A 14,297-nucleotide genomic window follows, 5' to 3' on the forward strand; every position below is an offset into this window, starting at 1 on the left:
GAAAGAGATGCCGTTTAGCCGTCGAAACGTGGAGGAGGAACATGCTGACGGGAACCTGCCACTGCGGCGCAGCCCACTGGACCCTGGAGGGCGACCCCGGTTCGATCACTGCCTGCAATTGCACACTTTGCCGTCGTTACGGCACGCTCTGGGCTTACGACTATGTCGACGAACGAATCCGCCTTGCCGGGCCCGTAAGCGCCTATCGGCGCGTCGGAAAGGCTCATCCTTCGCTTGAGATTCTCTTCTGTCCAACGTGCGCTTGCGTCCTGGCATGGCGCGGTGTGCATCCCGATGCGGCTGGGCGCTACCGCATCGCCGTCAATGTGAGGCTTGCGCCGCCCGAGGCTGTCGCCGATCTCCCGATCGACCATTTCGATGGTCTCGATACATTCGAGGATTTGCCGAGAGATGGTCGCTGTGTGCGGGATATGTGGTTCTAGTTTCTAGAGTCTCTTCGGGATCATGCTTTAGAATATGGTCCGCGAAACCCGCCGTTCGACGGCCGGCGTCAGACCGTCGCCGCTGTCGCCGGACACCTGTGTGCGCGGCCGGTCAATGGAACTGGACGCCTTCGGCAAGGTATCGGGCACGACGACCAATTGCGGCGCCTGCTTGTAGGAGAAGCCGCCACGGATTTCGCCGATCTTGCCGGCGACGATCCCCATCACCGCCTCTTCGAGTTTGCGGTCGTAGCGCGTTTCGGCCGCGGCCGACGCGGCGAAGGTGGCCGTTAGCGCGATGCCGCCCAAAAGCGATCTCATTGGTCTTCTTTCCCCTGCCGGTCGCTTTCTAGCAGGGCAGCGTTGAAGAACGGCCAAAGTACACGGTAAGCAAATCGCCAAACGGCTGCGTAAACAGCATCTTACGGCAGTTCGCCGGCGATTTGATTCAAGCAGTTGAGATTTTGATTCAGACTAGCATCTTGCAGCAAAGTCGATCGCTTCGGCGTCGCTGGAATGCGTCCAAGTTAGGCGCGCTGGGCCTGCGCTGTATGCCCCAGCGCCACGAACACGGTGCGCACGATGCCGGCGCTGTCCAGCCCGGCGTCGGCATACATCTTTTCCGGCTTGGCATGGTCGACGAAAGCATCGGGCAGCACGAGTGGGCGCACCTTCAGGCCGCTCTCCAGCAGCCCTTCATGGGCCAGGAACTGCAGCACATGGCTGGCGAAGCCGCCGACCGCGCCCTCTTCCACCGTCACCAGTATCTCGTGCGAACGGGCCAGCCGCCGGATCAGGTCCTCGTCGAGCGGCTTGGCAAAACGGGCATCGGCCACCGTGGTCGAAAGGCCGGCCGCGCCGAGCTCCTCGGCCGCGGCCAGGCAATCCTGCAGCCTGGTGCCGAAGGAAAGCAGCGCAACCTTGGTGCCTTCCCTGACGATCCGGCCCTTGCCGATCTCCAATACCGAGCCGCGTTGCGGCATCTCGACACCAACGCCGTTACCGCGCGGGTAGCGGAAGGCGATCGGGCCGTCATCGTAGCTTGCAGCGGTGCGTACCATGTGGCGCAGTTCGGCCTCATCGGCCGCGGCCATGACGACGAAGCCGGGCAGCGTCGCCAGGAAGGTCGTGTCGAAGGCGCCGCAATGGGTGGCACCATCGGCGCCGACGAAGCCGGCGCGATCGATCGGAAAGCGCACCGGCAATTTCTGGATCGCCACGTCGTGAACGACCTGGTCGTAGGCGCGCTGGAGGAAGGTCGAGTAGATCGCCGCGAAAGGCTTGAAGCCTTCTGTGGCTAGGCCGGCGGCGAAGGTCACCGCATGCTGCTCGGCGATGCCGACATCGAAGGTCCTCGCCGGAAACACTTCGCCGAAGAGGTCAAGCCCGGTGCCGGTCGGCATGGCGGCGGTGATGGCGACGATGCGGTCGTCCTCTCGGGCCTCCTGGATCAGGCTTTCGGCAAACACCTTGGTATAGCTCGGCGCATTGGCGGGCGCTTTGGCCTGGGCGCCGGTGATGACGTCGAATTTGTTGACGCCATGATATTTGTCGGCCGCCGCCTCGGCCGGGGCGTAGCCCTTGCCCTTCTGGGTCACGACATGGATCAGCACCGGGCCGTCGGCATTGTCGCGGACGTTCTTCAGCACCGGGATCAAGTGCTCGAGGTTGTGGCCGTCGATCGGGCCGATGTGGTAGAAACCCATTTCCTCGAACAGCGTGCCGCCAGTGACGTAGCCGCGCGCGTGCTCGACCGCTCGCTTGATGGCGCGATCGGCGCGCTCGCCGAGATAGGACGTCAGCTTCTTGCCGAAATCGCGCAACCCAAGATAGGTCTTGCCTGAGGCGAGCCGCGCCAGATAGGCGCTCATTGCGCCGGTCGGCGGAGCGATCGACATGTCGTTGTCGTTCAAGATGACGATCAGCCGGGCATCGAGTGCGCCGGCATTGTTCATCGCCTCATAGGCCATGCCGGCCGACATGGCGCCGTCGCCGATGACGGCAATGACATTGTTGCGGCCATCGGACAGATCGCGCGCCATCGCCATGCCGAGGCCGGCTGAAATCGAGGTCGAGGAGTGGGCTGCGCCGAAAGGATCGTATTCGCTCTCGACGCGACGCGTGAAGCCGGACAGGCCGCCCTCCTGCCGCAGCGTGCGGATGCGGTCGCGGCGGCCGGTCAGAATCTTGTGCGGATAGGCCTGGTGGCCGACGTCCCAGATCAGCCGGTCGTCCGGCGTGTTAAAGACGTAGTGCAGCGCGACGGTCAGTTCAACGACGCCAAGGCCGGCGCCGAGATGCCCGCCGGTGTGCGAGACGACGTCGATCAGTTCGGCGCGAAGCTCTGACGCCAGCTGCGGCAGGTCGCCTTCAGCAAGCGTGCGCAAATCGGCTGGGACGCGGACCTTGTCGAGAAGCGGCGTATCGGGCTTTGCGTTCACTGTTTGCGAGCCTGGTCAGATTTTCTGTTCATCGTGAAATATGCCGCTGGCCGGCGAATGTAAATGTGGCGGTAACGCGCATCAGCTTTCGGGCAGCGGGATGAACTCTTGCTCGTCTCCAGGAACGATATCGAAGCGGCCTGTCTTCCATTCTTCTTTCGCCTGCTCGATGCGTTCTTTTGAGGACGATACGAAATTCCACCAGATATAACGTTTCGAACCGAGTGAAGCGCCGCCAAACAGCATGAGATGGGCGCCGCCCTCCGATGAAACAACGATCTCATCGCCGGGCCGGAAAACCAGCAGCCGCTCGGCTGGGAAGCGGTCACCGGATATCGAAACCTCGCCTTCCAGCGTATAGATGGCGCGCTCCTCGGCATCTGCCGGGATCTTCACGCTGGCACCCGGCGCCAGCCTGAGATCGGCATAAAGCGTGTCCGAAGCGGTGGCGACCGGGGAGCGCAGTCCGGAAAACGCACCGATGACGATACGGCCGCTGACCCCCTCGGCATCGATTTCGGGCAGGCGCAGAGCCGCGGTGTTTTCGAAGACCGGCGCGACCTCCTCCTTGCCATCCGGCAGCGCCAGCCATGTCTGCAGGCCGGAAACCGACATCGGCGCGCCGCGCAGTTCTTCCGGCGTGCGCTCCGAATGGACGATGCCACGGCCGGCGGTCATCAAATTCACATCGCCGGGCTGGATCACCATCTCGGTGCCGAGCGAATCGCGGTGCCTGATCTTGCCGTCGAACAGGTAAGTCACCGTCGACAGGCCGATATGTGGATGCGGGCGCACGTCGAGCGCCTGGCCGGCCCGCAGAACGGCTGGACCCATGCGGTCGAAGAAGATGAAGGGTCCGACCAGCCGGCGCCTGGCCGTCGGCAAGGCGCGGCGAACCTGGAATCCGCCGATGTCCTTGGCGTTCGGAATGACCATCAGTTCGATCTGATCGCTAGCGAAGGCATCGCCCATCTGCGGATCGTTTCCGGGAAAGAAGCTCACGCGGTCCCCTCAGGCGAAGCGAAGTGCAGATTTGGCCTTCGCCTTGGCCGCCACTTCTTCGCGATTGCGCGGATGCTGCGTCGTCTCGAGGCTGTCGAGCAATTCGCGCGCCGAGGCGGCAATGGCCTCGACGGCATGGTCGAACGCATGCTGGTTCTGTTTCGACGGCCGCGTCGTTCCGCTCAGCTTGCGGACAAACTGAAGTGCGGCATCGCGGACCTCGTCATTGGTTGCCGGCGGATCGAAATTGAACAGGGTTTTGATGTTTCTGCACATCGTTCGCAATCTCCTCTCGTCCTGGAGCCGTTTCAAACGGGATGAGTTTTATCCTCAATCATTATGTCCAAAGCCGGTAAGCACAATGTCGTTCGAGGCCGCGCCTCAATCCGCATCCAGCGGCTCCGTCCCCACCGGCTTGCCGTCGCGTGACAGCCTGATTTTCTCGACCTTGTCCTCGGCCGCTTTCAGCAGCCGATCGCAATGCGCCTTCAGCGCCTCGCCGCGCTCATAAATGCGGATCGACTGGTCGAGCGGCACGTCGCCGCGCTCCAGATCGTCGACGATCCTCTCCAGCGCCTCGAGCGCCTGCTCGAAGCTCATCGCCTTGACGTCCTCGTTGGTCTCACCAGCCATCGTCTATCCCTTCATCAGCCGCCCGACATGCGCGGCGACTGAAAATGCCAATCCCTGCAGATCGTAGCCGCCCTCGAGCAGGCTGACGAGCCGGTTGCCGCTATGGCGTCCGGCGCGTTCGAGCAACTGGCCGGTCGCCCAGTCGAAATCATCCTCGGTCAGGTTGATCTCGGCCAGCGGATCGCGGTGGTGGGCGTCGAAACCGGCTGAGATGATGATGAGGTCGGGCGCAAAATTGTCGAGCGCCGGCAGGACGCGTGACAGAAAGGCGTCGCGGAAGCTGTCGCTGCCGCTCTGCGGCGCCAGCGGCGCGTTGACGATGTTGCCAGCGCCGGTTTCGCTCACGGCCCCGGTTCCCGGGTAAAGCGGCATCTGGTGTGTCGAGCAATAGAGCACCGACGGATCGTCCCAGAAAATGTCCTGCGTGCCGTTGCCGTGGTGCACATCCCAGTCGACGACGGCGACGCGGTCGGCGCCATGCTTCTTCTGCGCGTAGCGTGCCGCGATCGCCGCGGTGTTGAACAGGCAAAAACCCATCGAGGTGGTCTTTTCGGCATGATGGCCGGGCGGCCGCGCGGCGACGAAGACGTTGTCGGCACGGCCGGTGAAGACGTCGTCGACAGCGGCGTTGGCAGCCCCGATCGCGGTCACGGCCGCCTGCCAGCTCTTCGGGCTGGCGGTGGTGTCGGCGTCGATACGAGCGATGCCGGTGTCCGGTATCGCTGCGCGGACACGTTCGACGAATTCGGGCGGATGCGCGTAGAGGACGGTTGCCTCGTCGCCTTCAGGCGCCTGGACGCGATCGAACGCCGTGAAGGCCTCGTCGTCAAGCACACGCTCTATGGCGCGCAGACGGTCCGGCCGCTCAGGATGACCGGGCGGGGTTATGTGCTCGAGGAAAATCGGATGGGTGTAAAGTCTCGTGACCATGCCCCCGATATAGGCGCGCCTTACCGCTTTGGCCATGTTTTCGCGTCTCGCTGGTGCGATGTTCAACAGGGTTTACGCGGCCGGCCTCGGCTGGATCGAGCTGTCTGACATTGGCGAAAAGATGACCTCAGGCCGGTGATCGGTCAACCTCGGGCTGCATCGCCAACGGTCGATCAGGTTGATGCAGCCTGGCGGTGCGATTGAGCAGCCCTTCCAGAAGAACCTTGAACGCCTTCACTGCCTTCTTCGATGTCGCTTCGGGATCGTTCGAATTTGCGATCCACTGCGCCGCATGCAGCGAGGCGCCGCTGACCAGCCTTGCCGCGGCTTCGGGATCGACGGCGAGAATTGTCCCCTCGTCGCTCAGTCTTTGCAGGCTCTCTGTCATCGAACGGATGCATGTGCTCTGGCTTGGCCATTGCGATGGATCGCCGAGCACTGCCGGCCCATCACGAAGCACGATACGCTGGATCTCGGGCTCCAGCGCCATCTCGATATAGGCGGTGCATTCGTCGACAAAGCCCTGCCAGAGATCGTCCGGCTTGGCCGAAACGACCTTCAGCCGGGCCGACATTTCGGCGTCGATCTCGGCGATGACCGCCTGGAGAAGGCCCTTCTTGTCGCCGAAATGGTGATAGAGCGCACCGCGCGTCAGCCCGGCCGATGCCGTGAAGTCATCCATCGAGGCTTCGGCATAGCCGAGCGTGCCGAAGGCCTGGCGCGCCGCGGCAATCAGTTTGGCGCGGGTCTCGGCAATCATCTCCTTGCGCGGTCTGTGCATGCTCTGGCCCTATTAACATACGCTTCGTATGCCAATTGACATACGCAGCGTATGATCTATTTAAACTCATACGCTACGTATGTAATCGCCGAACCGGCCGTTGTCGAGGAGCCAGACCATGCAAAATCCCTATTCGCAGATCTTTCGCGCGTCCGGCGCCAAGGGCTTTGCCGCCGCCGGCTTCGTTGCCCGGCTGCCGATCGCCATGGCTCCGATCGGGATCGTCGCGATGCTGTCGCAGACCGATGGCGAATACTGGCTGGCCGGCGCCGTTTCCGCGACATATGCGCTGGCCAACGCTTTCGTCGCCCCGCAGGTATCGCGACTGGTGGACCGCCTCGGCCAGACGCGGATCGTGGTGCCGACCACCGTGATTTCCACGCTCGCTTTCGCGATCCTGATTGCGGCGGCCAATCAGCATTGGCCGATATGGACGCTATTCGTCTCGGCGCTGCTCGCCGCGGTCATGCCCAGTATCCCGGCAATGGTACGCGCGCGCTGGACCGAGATTTTTCGCAACCGCCCCGAGCTGAACACGGCGTTCGCCTTCGAGTCGGCGGCGGACGAGCTGGTCTACATCGCCGGCGCATCGCTGTCGGTAGGGCTGAGCGTCGCGCTTTTCCCGGAAGCGGGAGTGCTCGCGAGCACATTGTTCCTCGCCTTCGGTTCGACGGCCTTCATCCTGCAGCGCTCGACCGAACCGCGAGCCCGACCGGTGGAACATGGTTCAGGCGGCTCGGCAATCCGCCTGCGGCCGGTCCAGGTCATCACCTTGGCCCTGATCTTCATAGGCGCGACCTTCGCCACCACGGAGGTGAGCACGGTGGCGATCACCAAGGAGCTTGGCCAGCCGGGCGCCGCCAGCTTCGTCATTGGCGTCTACGCGCTCGGATCGTTCGTCGTCGGCATCATCATCGGCGCCCTGAACCTGAAAGTGCCGCTGCAAATTCAGCTTGCCATCGCAATCGCCATCATTGCGCTTACCACGCTGCCGCTGCTCGTAGCCGACACCGTGCCGCTGCTGGCACTGGCCGTCTTCGTCAGCGGCGTGGCGATCTCGCCGACCTTCATCACGGCATTCGGCCTGATCGAGCGGCGCGTGCCCGAGGCGGTGCTGACTGAGGGCGTGACCTGGGTGATGACCGGCATCGGCATTGGCATGGCGCTCGGCTCCTTCGCCGCCGGCTGGGTGGTGGACGCTTTCGGCGCGCAGAACGGGTTCTGGGTATCGGTGGCATCAGGCACAATCGCGCTGGTCATCGTGCTCGCCGGCCAGCGCAGCCTTGCCGCGCCGGATTGCGACATGGCTGCATGCGACGCAGCCGCGGTCGCTGCGGAATAGTTTCCGGTGCGTCCGGTCCCGAGGCGGGGCCGGACGCATACCAGCAGCGTGAGAATGGCCTAAAGAATCTCGGTCTTGGCGATGTGGATACCAAAACCTTCGAGGCCGACATAATGGCGCTCGCGCGAGGCGATCAGATTGATCGAGGAAATGCCGAGATCCTTGAGGATTTGCGCGCCGAGGCCGATCTCACGCCATTCGTTCTCGCGCCGGCGCGCCTCTTCATGATCCTCTCGGTCACCGGCAGCCGGCCGCTTGCGTTCCTGATGGGCGACGCCGACCGAGCCTTCGCGCAGATAGACGATGACGCCGCGCTTGCGCTCGCCCATCGCCTTCATGATGGCGTCCAGCCTGTGGCTGGTCCCGAAGACGTCGCTGACCACGTCTTCGGAATGAAGGCGCACCGGCACCTCGACGCCGTCACGGATGTCGCCGAAGACGACCGCCACGTGATGCATGGAATCCCAGGGCAGCGTATAGGTGAAGACCTGCGCCTTGCCGCCGGGCGTCTCGATGTCGGAACAGGCGACGCGTTCGACCAGCGTTTCCTTGCGTTGCCGGTAGGCGATGAGGTCGGCAACCGAGATCTGCTTCAACCCGTGCTTTTCGGCGAAGGCCTGCACCTGCGGCCCCCGCATGACGGTGCCGTCATCATTGACCAGCTCGGAAATGACGCCGACCGGCGGCAGGCCGGCGAGTTTGCAGAGATCGACCGCGGCTTCGGTATGGCCCGAACGCATGAGCACGCCGCCTTCGCGCGCGATCAGCGGAAAGATGTGGCCGGGGCGCACGAAATCGGACGCGCCGACATTGCCATTGGCGAGATTGCGCACTGTCAGCGTGCGATCGTCCGCCGAAATGCCGGTCGTGGTGCCGTGCTTGAAGTCGACGCTGACGGTAAAGGCGGTGGTGTGGGCAGAATCATTGTCCGCCACCATCGGCGACAGGTTGAGCCGCTTGGCTTCCTCGCGCGGCATCGGCGTGCAGACGATGCCTGACGTATTGCGGACGATGAACGCCATCTTTTCCGGCGTGCAATGGACGGCGGCGACGATCAGGTCGCCTTCGTTCTCGCGCCCGTCATCATCCATGACGACGACGATCTCGCCGCGCTCGAAGGCGCGCAGGGCTTCAACGATCTTCTTCTGGTCGTAAGGCATAAGCGCTCGTTTCACTCGCAGGGGAGTAGGGGAATAGGGCACTACGGCAGTAGGGGAAAGGAAAAAATTGGCTGCATGGCGTGCACCAAACATACTGCCCTACTGCCCTACTCCCCTACTCCCCTACCCGTCTGTCCCCGATGACGCAGATAATGATCGGCAATGGCGCAGGCAACCATCGCCTCGCCGATCGGCACGGCGCGGATGCCGACGCATGGATCGTGCCGGCCCTTGGTCATGATCTCGACGTCGTTACCGTCCTTGTCGATCGACTTTCGCGGCGTCAGGATCGACGAGGTCGGCTTGACGGCAAAGCGTGCGACGATCGCCTGGCCGGTCGAGATGCCGCCGAGGATGCCGCCGGCATTGTTGGACAGGAAGACCGGCTTGCCGTCATTGCCCATGCGCATCTCGTCGGCATTCTCCTCGCCGGTGATACGGGCGGCCTCGAAACCGTTGCCGATCTCGACACCCTTTACGGCGTTGATCGACATCAGGCCGGCCGCGATGTCCTGGTCGAGCTTGGCATAGATCGGCGCGCCAAGCCCCGCCGGCACGCCGTCGGCGACGATCTCGATGACCGCACCGACCGAGGAGCCGGCCTTGCGGATGCCGTCCAGATATTTGGTGAAGACGGCGACGGACGCCGGATCGGGCGTGAAGAACGGGTTTTCGGCGTCGCCGACGAAATTCCAGTTCCAATTGGCGCGATCGATCGATTTATCGCCCATCGACACCAGCGCGCCGCGCACCACCATGCCTGGCACGACCTTGCGGGCAAGCGCCCCGGCCGCCACCCGCGCCGCCGTCTCACGCGCCGAGGAGCGGCCGCCGCCGCGGTAATCGCGCAGGCCGTATTTGACCTCGTAAGTGTAATCGGCATGGCCCGGCCGGAACTGGCGGGCGATGTCGCCATAGTCCTTGGAGCGCTGGTCGACGTTCTCGATCAGCATCGACACCGGCGTGCCGGTGGTGATCATCGTCTGACCGTCCTCATCGAGAATGAAGCCGGACAGGACCTTGACCTCGTCAGGTTCGCGACGCTGCGTCACAAAACGTGACTGGCCGGGACGGCGCTTGTCGAGCTCAGCCTGGATCTCGTCGCGGCTGAAACGGATACCGGGCGGACAGCCGTCGACGACGCAACCCAGCGCCGGCCCGTGGCTTTCGCCCCAGGTGGTGACGCGGAAAAGATGGCCGAACGTGTTGTGCGACATGGAACCAGCCCTGCCGGCGTCGGAGCCGGCCTAGCGCATGACCCCGAGAATCGGAGCGATTTTCGGAAAGGATCATGCACAAAATCAAAAGTGCTACAGCGTCCTTTGCGCGTCCAGGAGTACGCGCGGCGCTGTCGCCTGCCTTCTATTGGCGTTTTCCACAGTGGTCAAACTGTGATCCCGCGGATTTAGTTTTGACACATTCGATTGGTTTCTGCTCAGTTCCGTTCCGTTGGACCGAGCCGCTGTACCGGCAATGATTAAAGAGGACGATGATGCGTATCCTGATTGGCGCTGTTGCCGCCACGCTGTTGATTTCCACCGCCGCCTTCGCCGGCCAGACCGAAGGCCTGATCAAGAAGGTCGACAAGGACGCGCTGACGCTGACGCTGGACGACGGCAAGTCCTACAAGCTGAACGCCGAAACCGATCTCGATGCGCTGAAGCCAGGCATGGACATCGTCCTCGCCTATGACGTGACCAATGGCGAGAACGTCGTCACCGACATGGAACTGCCGGACACCGGATCGACCGAGTAGAGTCTTTCCGGCCGATCCATCCCGAAGCCGGCGGGTGGAAACGAGCACATAGCGCTCTGAACGGCATAGGAATGCTTGTCACTGAACGGCTGAAATGAGCCGGGAGCGGACTGGCATCTTTCGAGCATCTAGTTGGCAAAGTAGCCATTCAGCTCATGACCGTATTTGCGAGGCGGCCACGCAAGTCCGCAGGTGAGACGCCAATAGTTCGGACGCGGGCTTGCTCGGGCTCTGCAACGGGCTCATTAAGTAGTAGGCGCCACCGGGGATGATGGACTGATTACGGAAGATCACCAACCGCTCTTCCCGGACAAGGTCACCGGTGTTCGCAATCCATCCGAGCATCACTCCCATCCCTGCTAGCGCAGCCTGAGTTGCCTGAACGTGATTGTCAAATGAGAGATCTCCTTCCCGGTCATGCGGTAGACCGACCGCGTCGAAATATTCCTCCCAGCCTGGCGAAAATTCCTCGTCGGCATTAACGTGGAGGAGGGTAGCTTGCCCGAAATTGCCAGAGCCGAGCCGTTCAACGGCCTTCGGGCTACAGACTGGGATCAAGCGCTCATCGAACAGCGGTTCGCATTTGCCATCAAGCCAGTCGCCCGCCCCATAGCGAATCACCAGGTCGGCTTCGGGCGTAAACTGCGGGCTGCCGGATGTTGGTACAACCCGGACAATAATGTCGGGGTGTCGAGCGTAGAACGTCGCCAAACGTGGCATTAGCCAATATGTGCCAGTACAGACGGTGCAAGCGATCGTAACGACGTTCTGCTCGCTTCGCTCTAGTGCTCTAATTTTTCCGATTGCGCTCTCGATCCGATCCATTCCGTCCGAAACTGCGTGAAGCAGAACCCGGCCTGCGTCTGTCAACGCAGAAGGACGCATTCGTCGATCGAGCAGCTTCGTGCCGATGTGGTCCTCGAGATTCCGAAGCGCTTGGCTGACGGCGGGCTGCGTGACATTCAACTCCGCCGCCGCGCTCTGGACACCGCCGGCACGAACCACGGTTTCAAAGGCTGTCAGAAGCCGGAGGGGAGGGAGATGTCGACGCAATATCATAATCCCTTGCTTATGTCAGATTAGACTTTCAGATCTTCCAAACCTAATCAAATAACGCAATTATCGCAACTAGCGAGGGCCGATCCACAGTTACAATATAAGCACACCTTAACCAGAGCGAGTTCATGAACGCCCATCCCCATCCCTCCGAACTGACTGCGGAAGAAACACAGTCGCTCCGGGTCGATCTTGCTGCAGCCTTTCGTCTGGCAGCTCAGTTCGATTGGCATGAATCGGTGGGAAATCATTTCAGTGCCGCACTTTCCGCTGACGGGAAGAAATTTCTCATGAACCCACGCTGGCGGCACTTCGGGGAGATTCGGGCGAGCGATCTCTTGGTTCTTAACGCTGGCGACAGCGAGGTGATGACTCGGCCTGACGCTCCAGATCCTTCCGCGTGGACGATCCACGGTTCCGTGCACGGCGCGCGCCCGGAAGTCAGGGTTATGCTGCATTGCCATCCGCCGTATACGACGGCACTAGCCAGCCTGAAAGATCCTGACATGAAGCCTGTCGACCAGAACACGGCCCGTTTCTTTGGCAAGCTCGGGTTTGATCTCGGCTTCGGCGGTATTGCTGACGATGCCGCCGAAGGGCAACGCTTGGCGGCTGCTTTCGGCAACAAGAGCGTCATCATCATGGGCAACCATGGTGTCACGGTCACGGGCCGAACAGTCGCCGAGGCTTTTGAAGACCTCTATTTCGTAGAGCGCGCGGCCAAGATCCTTGTGCTCGCATATTCAACTGGCCAGCCTCTGAATGTCATGTCCGACGACCTCGCCCAGAAGACAGCCGATGGCTGGCTTCCCTACAATGACCAGGCATTCGCGCACTTCGACTACTTGAAGCGGCAATTGGACAGAAACGACCCTTCATATCGCGGCTAGCCCTGGACTTCACGGCGTAAGGAGAAAACGTGCGTAATATTGAAGTTCTGTTCTTTGACGTCCTGGGGACGATGGTCGACTGGCGTGGCAGCATCACGGCCGAGGTCGGAGAGTTTCTGAAACGCCACAACCTTGGCCGCATAGACCCTGCTCGTTTTGCCGACGCGTGGGTAGGACGCTACGACGCTTCGGTCGACCCGATCCGGGCAGGTGAGCGATCATTCGTTTCCCTCGATCAGGTAAACAGAGAAAATCTCGTTGCCAGCCTCGAGGAATTCGGCTTGTCCTCCGCATCATTGCCACCGGAGGAACTTGAAGACCTCAATCTGTCTTGGCACCGCCTGAAGCCCTGGCCGGACCTGGGCGAAGGTCTTTCTCGCTTAAAGTCGCGTTTCATAATCGCTCCGCTGTCCGATGGACACGCCCGGCTTCTGGTGAACGTGTCGAAATTCAATAATCTGCCGTGGGATTTTATCGTTGGCGCCGATATGTCTCAGGCTTACAAGCCCATGCCGCAGGTCTACCTGCGGGCCTGCGAGTTGCTCGAGGTCCAGCCGGAGAATGCCATGCTGGTGGCGGCGCATGACTACGACCTGGAAGCGGCCCGTCGTTGCGGATTGAAGACCGCCTACATCGTTCGCACCAATGCTGAAGACCCATCCAAGATTGGTAACCAGAAGGCACAGGACGGATGGGACTACAAAGCGACGGACCTGCTCGAACTCGCCGACATACTCCAATAGCCACGCAGCATGCGTCCCTTCCAAGTTGACCGTCCAGCTCCAGCTCATCGATCGGTCGACGAGCTAGTCCTGTTGCCGCCGCAAGGGACACCGGATGCTGCCGACATCGATGTCGAGCTTAGACAAAGGCCAACTGACCTAAATGCCAGGGGAAACTGTGGCCAACTTAAACATCGTACCCCGAGATGTAGTTTTTTATCTGGTACCGGAGTTCGATATTCTGTCGTTCGGAGGCGCGCTTGAGGTGTTCCGCCTTACGAACCTGGTGTTGGGCCACCAGGCTTACAGCTGGAGGCTTCTCTCTGCAGACGGGAGTGACGTCAGGGCAAGCTGCGGTTTGGATATTCAAACGGTCAATTCGATTTATCGCGAGAGATCCTACCTGGTTGGCGGCAAGCGTCCAGACAAAGTGATTGTCTGCTCAGGTCCTAATGTTGACAGGTATCGCGATCGTGCAGTGGATGCGTGGCTGCGAGAATGCAGTCATCGCGGCGTTGTTCTCGCTGCGCTATCCTCCGGCGCTCAGGTGCTAGCAACGGCAGGCCTGCTTGAAGGCCGCAGATGCGTCATTCATTGGCGGAATTTTCCCGCGTTCGTTGAGCATAACACTTGGGTTAACGTCAGTCTGGGTATCTACGAGATCGATGGAGACATTTACACCTCGGCGGGAGGCGCCTCTTCGATAGACATGATGGCCTGCATCATCGGTCGAGACTTCGGGGAGGATGTGTTTGCGCGGGTATGTCAACATCTCGTCGCCGACCAGATTCGGGGGGCAACAGCTCGGCAGAGGTTGCCTCTGTCAAAGCGGCTAGGGCCATGTAACGAGGTGGTACTGCATGTTGTTCGGAGGATGGAAGAAAATCTCGCAGATCCGATTCCAATGGGCACTTTGGCTGCCGCTACTCGTCTCTCGCGTCGGCAGCTTGAGCGGTTGTTCCGAAATGAGTTCAGCTGTTCGCCGGCTAGGTACTACATGAATTTGAGACTTGAGCATGCCGATGGGCTCCTTATTCAGTAAGCGCGTAGCTGATGCCGTTCAGCGCTGGTAGTTCCAAGGCATGAGCGCCTCGATATCGCTGTTTGGCCAGCCATTGGCGATACGCTCGAGGGTCTGGGT

Annotated in this window: 17 protein-coding genes; 6 read left to right on the forward strand and 11 right to left on the reverse strand. The window is 61.5% G+C overall.

Features of this window, described 5'->3' with window-relative positions:
* Positions 1-41: 41 nt before the first annotated feature.
* Positions 42-443, forward strand: coding sequence for a GFA family protein (locus NKI19_RS17655; protein ID WP_352489608.1), 402 nt, complete (start codon positions 42-44; stop codon positions 441-443).
* A 27-nt stretch (positions 444-470) separates the two neighbouring features.
* Here the strand turns inward: NKI19_RS17655 and NKI19_RS17660 are convergent, their stop codons facing one another.
* The 7 genes from NKI19_RS17660 to NKI19_RS17690 form a co-directional block, all read right to left on the reverse strand.
* Positions 471-764 carry a hypothetical protein gene (locus NKI19_RS17660; protein ID WP_352489607.1) on the reverse strand — a complete coding sequence of 98 codons (294 nt, stop codon included), beginning with the start codon at positions 762-764 and terminating at the stop codon, positions 471-473.
* 206 nt (positions 765-970) lie between these two features.
* Entirely contained in the window at positions 971-2,884 is a 1,914-nt protein-coding gene (gene dxs / locus NKI19_RS17665) for a 1-deoxy-D-xylulose-5-phosphate synthase (RefSeq protein ID WP_352489606.1), read from the reverse strand.
* Positions 2,885-2,965: 81 nt separating this feature from the next.
* On the reverse strand, positions 2,966-3,886 hold the full coding sequence (locus NKI19_RS17670; RefSeq protein WP_352489605.1) for a pirin family protein: 921 nt from the start codon (positions 3,884-3,886) through the stop codon (positions 2,966-2,968).
* A gap of 9 nt (positions 3,887-3,895) precedes the next feature.
* A complete protein-coding gene (locus NKI19_RS17675) occupies positions 3,896-4,162 on the reverse strand; it encodes a DUF2277 domain-containing protein (protein WP_023716908.1) in 267 nt (88 codons plus the stop codon).
* A gap of 105 nt (positions 4,163-4,267) precedes the next feature.
* On the reverse strand, positions 4,268-4,519 hold the full coding sequence (locus NKI19_RS17680) for an exodeoxyribonuclease VII small subunit (RefSeq protein WP_031211056.1): 252 nt from the start codon (positions 4,517-4,519) through the stop codon (positions 4,268-4,270).
* Positions 4,520-4,522: 3 nt separating this feature from the next.
* Complete coding sequence (locus tag NKI19_RS17685; RefSeq protein WP_352566783.1) at positions 4,523-5,449, reverse strand: histone deacetylase family protein; 927 nt, start codon at positions 5,447-5,449, stop codon at positions 4,523-4,525.
* A 127-nt stretch (positions 5,450-5,576) separates the two neighbouring features.
* On the reverse strand, positions 5,577-6,230 hold the full coding sequence (locus NKI19_RS17690; RefSeq protein ID WP_352489604.1) for a TetR/AcrR family transcriptional regulator: 654 nt from the start codon (positions 6,228-6,230) through the stop codon (positions 5,577-5,579).
* Positions 6,231-6,348: 118 nt separating this feature from the next.
* On the opposite strand from NKI19_RS17690, the gene NKI19_RS17695 reads away from it, so the two are divergent.
* A complete protein-coding gene (locus NKI19_RS17695; RefSeq protein WP_352489603.1) occupies positions 6,349-7,572 on the forward strand; it encodes an MFS transporter in 1,224 nt (407 codons plus the stop codon).
* Positions 7,573-7,631: 59 nt separating this feature from the next.
* On the opposite strand, the gene ribB is transcribed toward NKI19_RS17695, so the two are convergent.
* Together ribB and aroC are read right to left on the reverse strand one after the other, a co-directional pair.
* The gene (gene ribB / locus NKI19_RS17700) at positions 7,632-8,732 is read right to left on the reverse strand and encodes a 3,4-dihydroxy-2-butanone-4-phosphate synthase (protein ID WP_023716904.1); all 1,101 of its coding nucleotides are present in this window, start codon (positions 8,730-8,732) and stop codon (positions 7,632-7,634) included.
* Positions 8,733-8,839: 107 nt separating this feature from the next.
* A complete protein-coding gene (aroC, locus tag NKI19_RS17705; RefSeq protein ID WP_352489602.1) occupies positions 8,840-9,949 on the reverse strand; it encodes a chorismate synthase in 1,110 nt (369 codons plus the stop codon).
* Positions 9,950-10,224: 275 nt separating this feature from the next.
* On the opposite strand from aroC, the gene NKI19_RS17710 reads away from it, so the two are divergent.
* Positions 10,225-10,488, forward strand: a complete 264-nt coding sequence (locus NKI19_RS17710; RefSeq protein ID WP_023716902.1) for a DUF1344 domain-containing protein — start codon at positions 10,225-10,227, stop codon at positions 10,486-10,488.
* Between the two features lie 153 nt (positions 10,489-10,641).
* Here NKI19_RS17710 and NKI19_RS17715 read toward each other — a convergent pair whose 3' ends face one another.
* Positions 10,642-11,547, reverse strand: coding sequence for a LysR substrate-binding domain-containing protein (locus tag NKI19_RS17715; protein WP_352566779.1), 906 nt, complete (start codon positions 11,545-11,547; stop codon positions 10,642-10,644).
* 125 nt (positions 11,548-11,672) lie between these two features.
* Here NKI19_RS17715 and NKI19_RS17720 point away from each other — a divergent pair, with 125 nt between their 5' ends.
* From NKI19_RS17720 to NKI19_RS17730, 3 genes are all read left to right on the forward strand, one after another.
* The gene (locus NKI19_RS17720) at positions 11,673-12,434 is read left to right on the forward strand and encodes a class II aldolase/adducin family protein (RefSeq protein ID WP_352489600.1); all 762 of its coding nucleotides are present in this window, start codon (positions 11,673-11,675) and stop codon (positions 12,432-12,434) included.
* Positions 12,435-12,463: 29 nt separating this feature from the next.
* Positions 12,464-13,177 carry a haloacid dehalogenase type II gene (locus NKI19_RS17725; protein WP_352489599.1) on the forward strand — a complete coding sequence of 238 codons (714 nt, stop codon included), beginning with the start codon at positions 12,464-12,466 and terminating at the stop codon, positions 13,175-13,177.
* 142 nt (positions 13,178-13,319) lie between these two features.
* Positions 13,320-14,198 (forward strand): GlxA family transcriptional regulator, encoded by an 879-nt coding sequence (locus tag NKI19_RS17730; protein ID WP_352566781.1) that lies wholly within the window; start codon positions 13,320-13,322, stop codon positions 14,196-14,198.
* A gap of 18 nt (positions 14,199-14,216) precedes the next feature.
* Here NKI19_RS17730 and NKI19_RS17735 read toward each other — a convergent pair.
* A partial coding sequence (locus tag NKI19_RS17735; RefSeq protein WP_352951190.1) for a transposase domain-containing protein occupies positions 14,217-14,297 on the reverse strand: 81 nt, incomplete at its 5' end.

The sequence above is a fragment of the Mesorhizobium sp. M0751 genome (assembly GCF_040320265.1).
GTDB lineage: Bacteria > Pseudomonadota > Alphaproteobacteria > Rhizobiales > Rhizobiaceae > Mesorhizobium.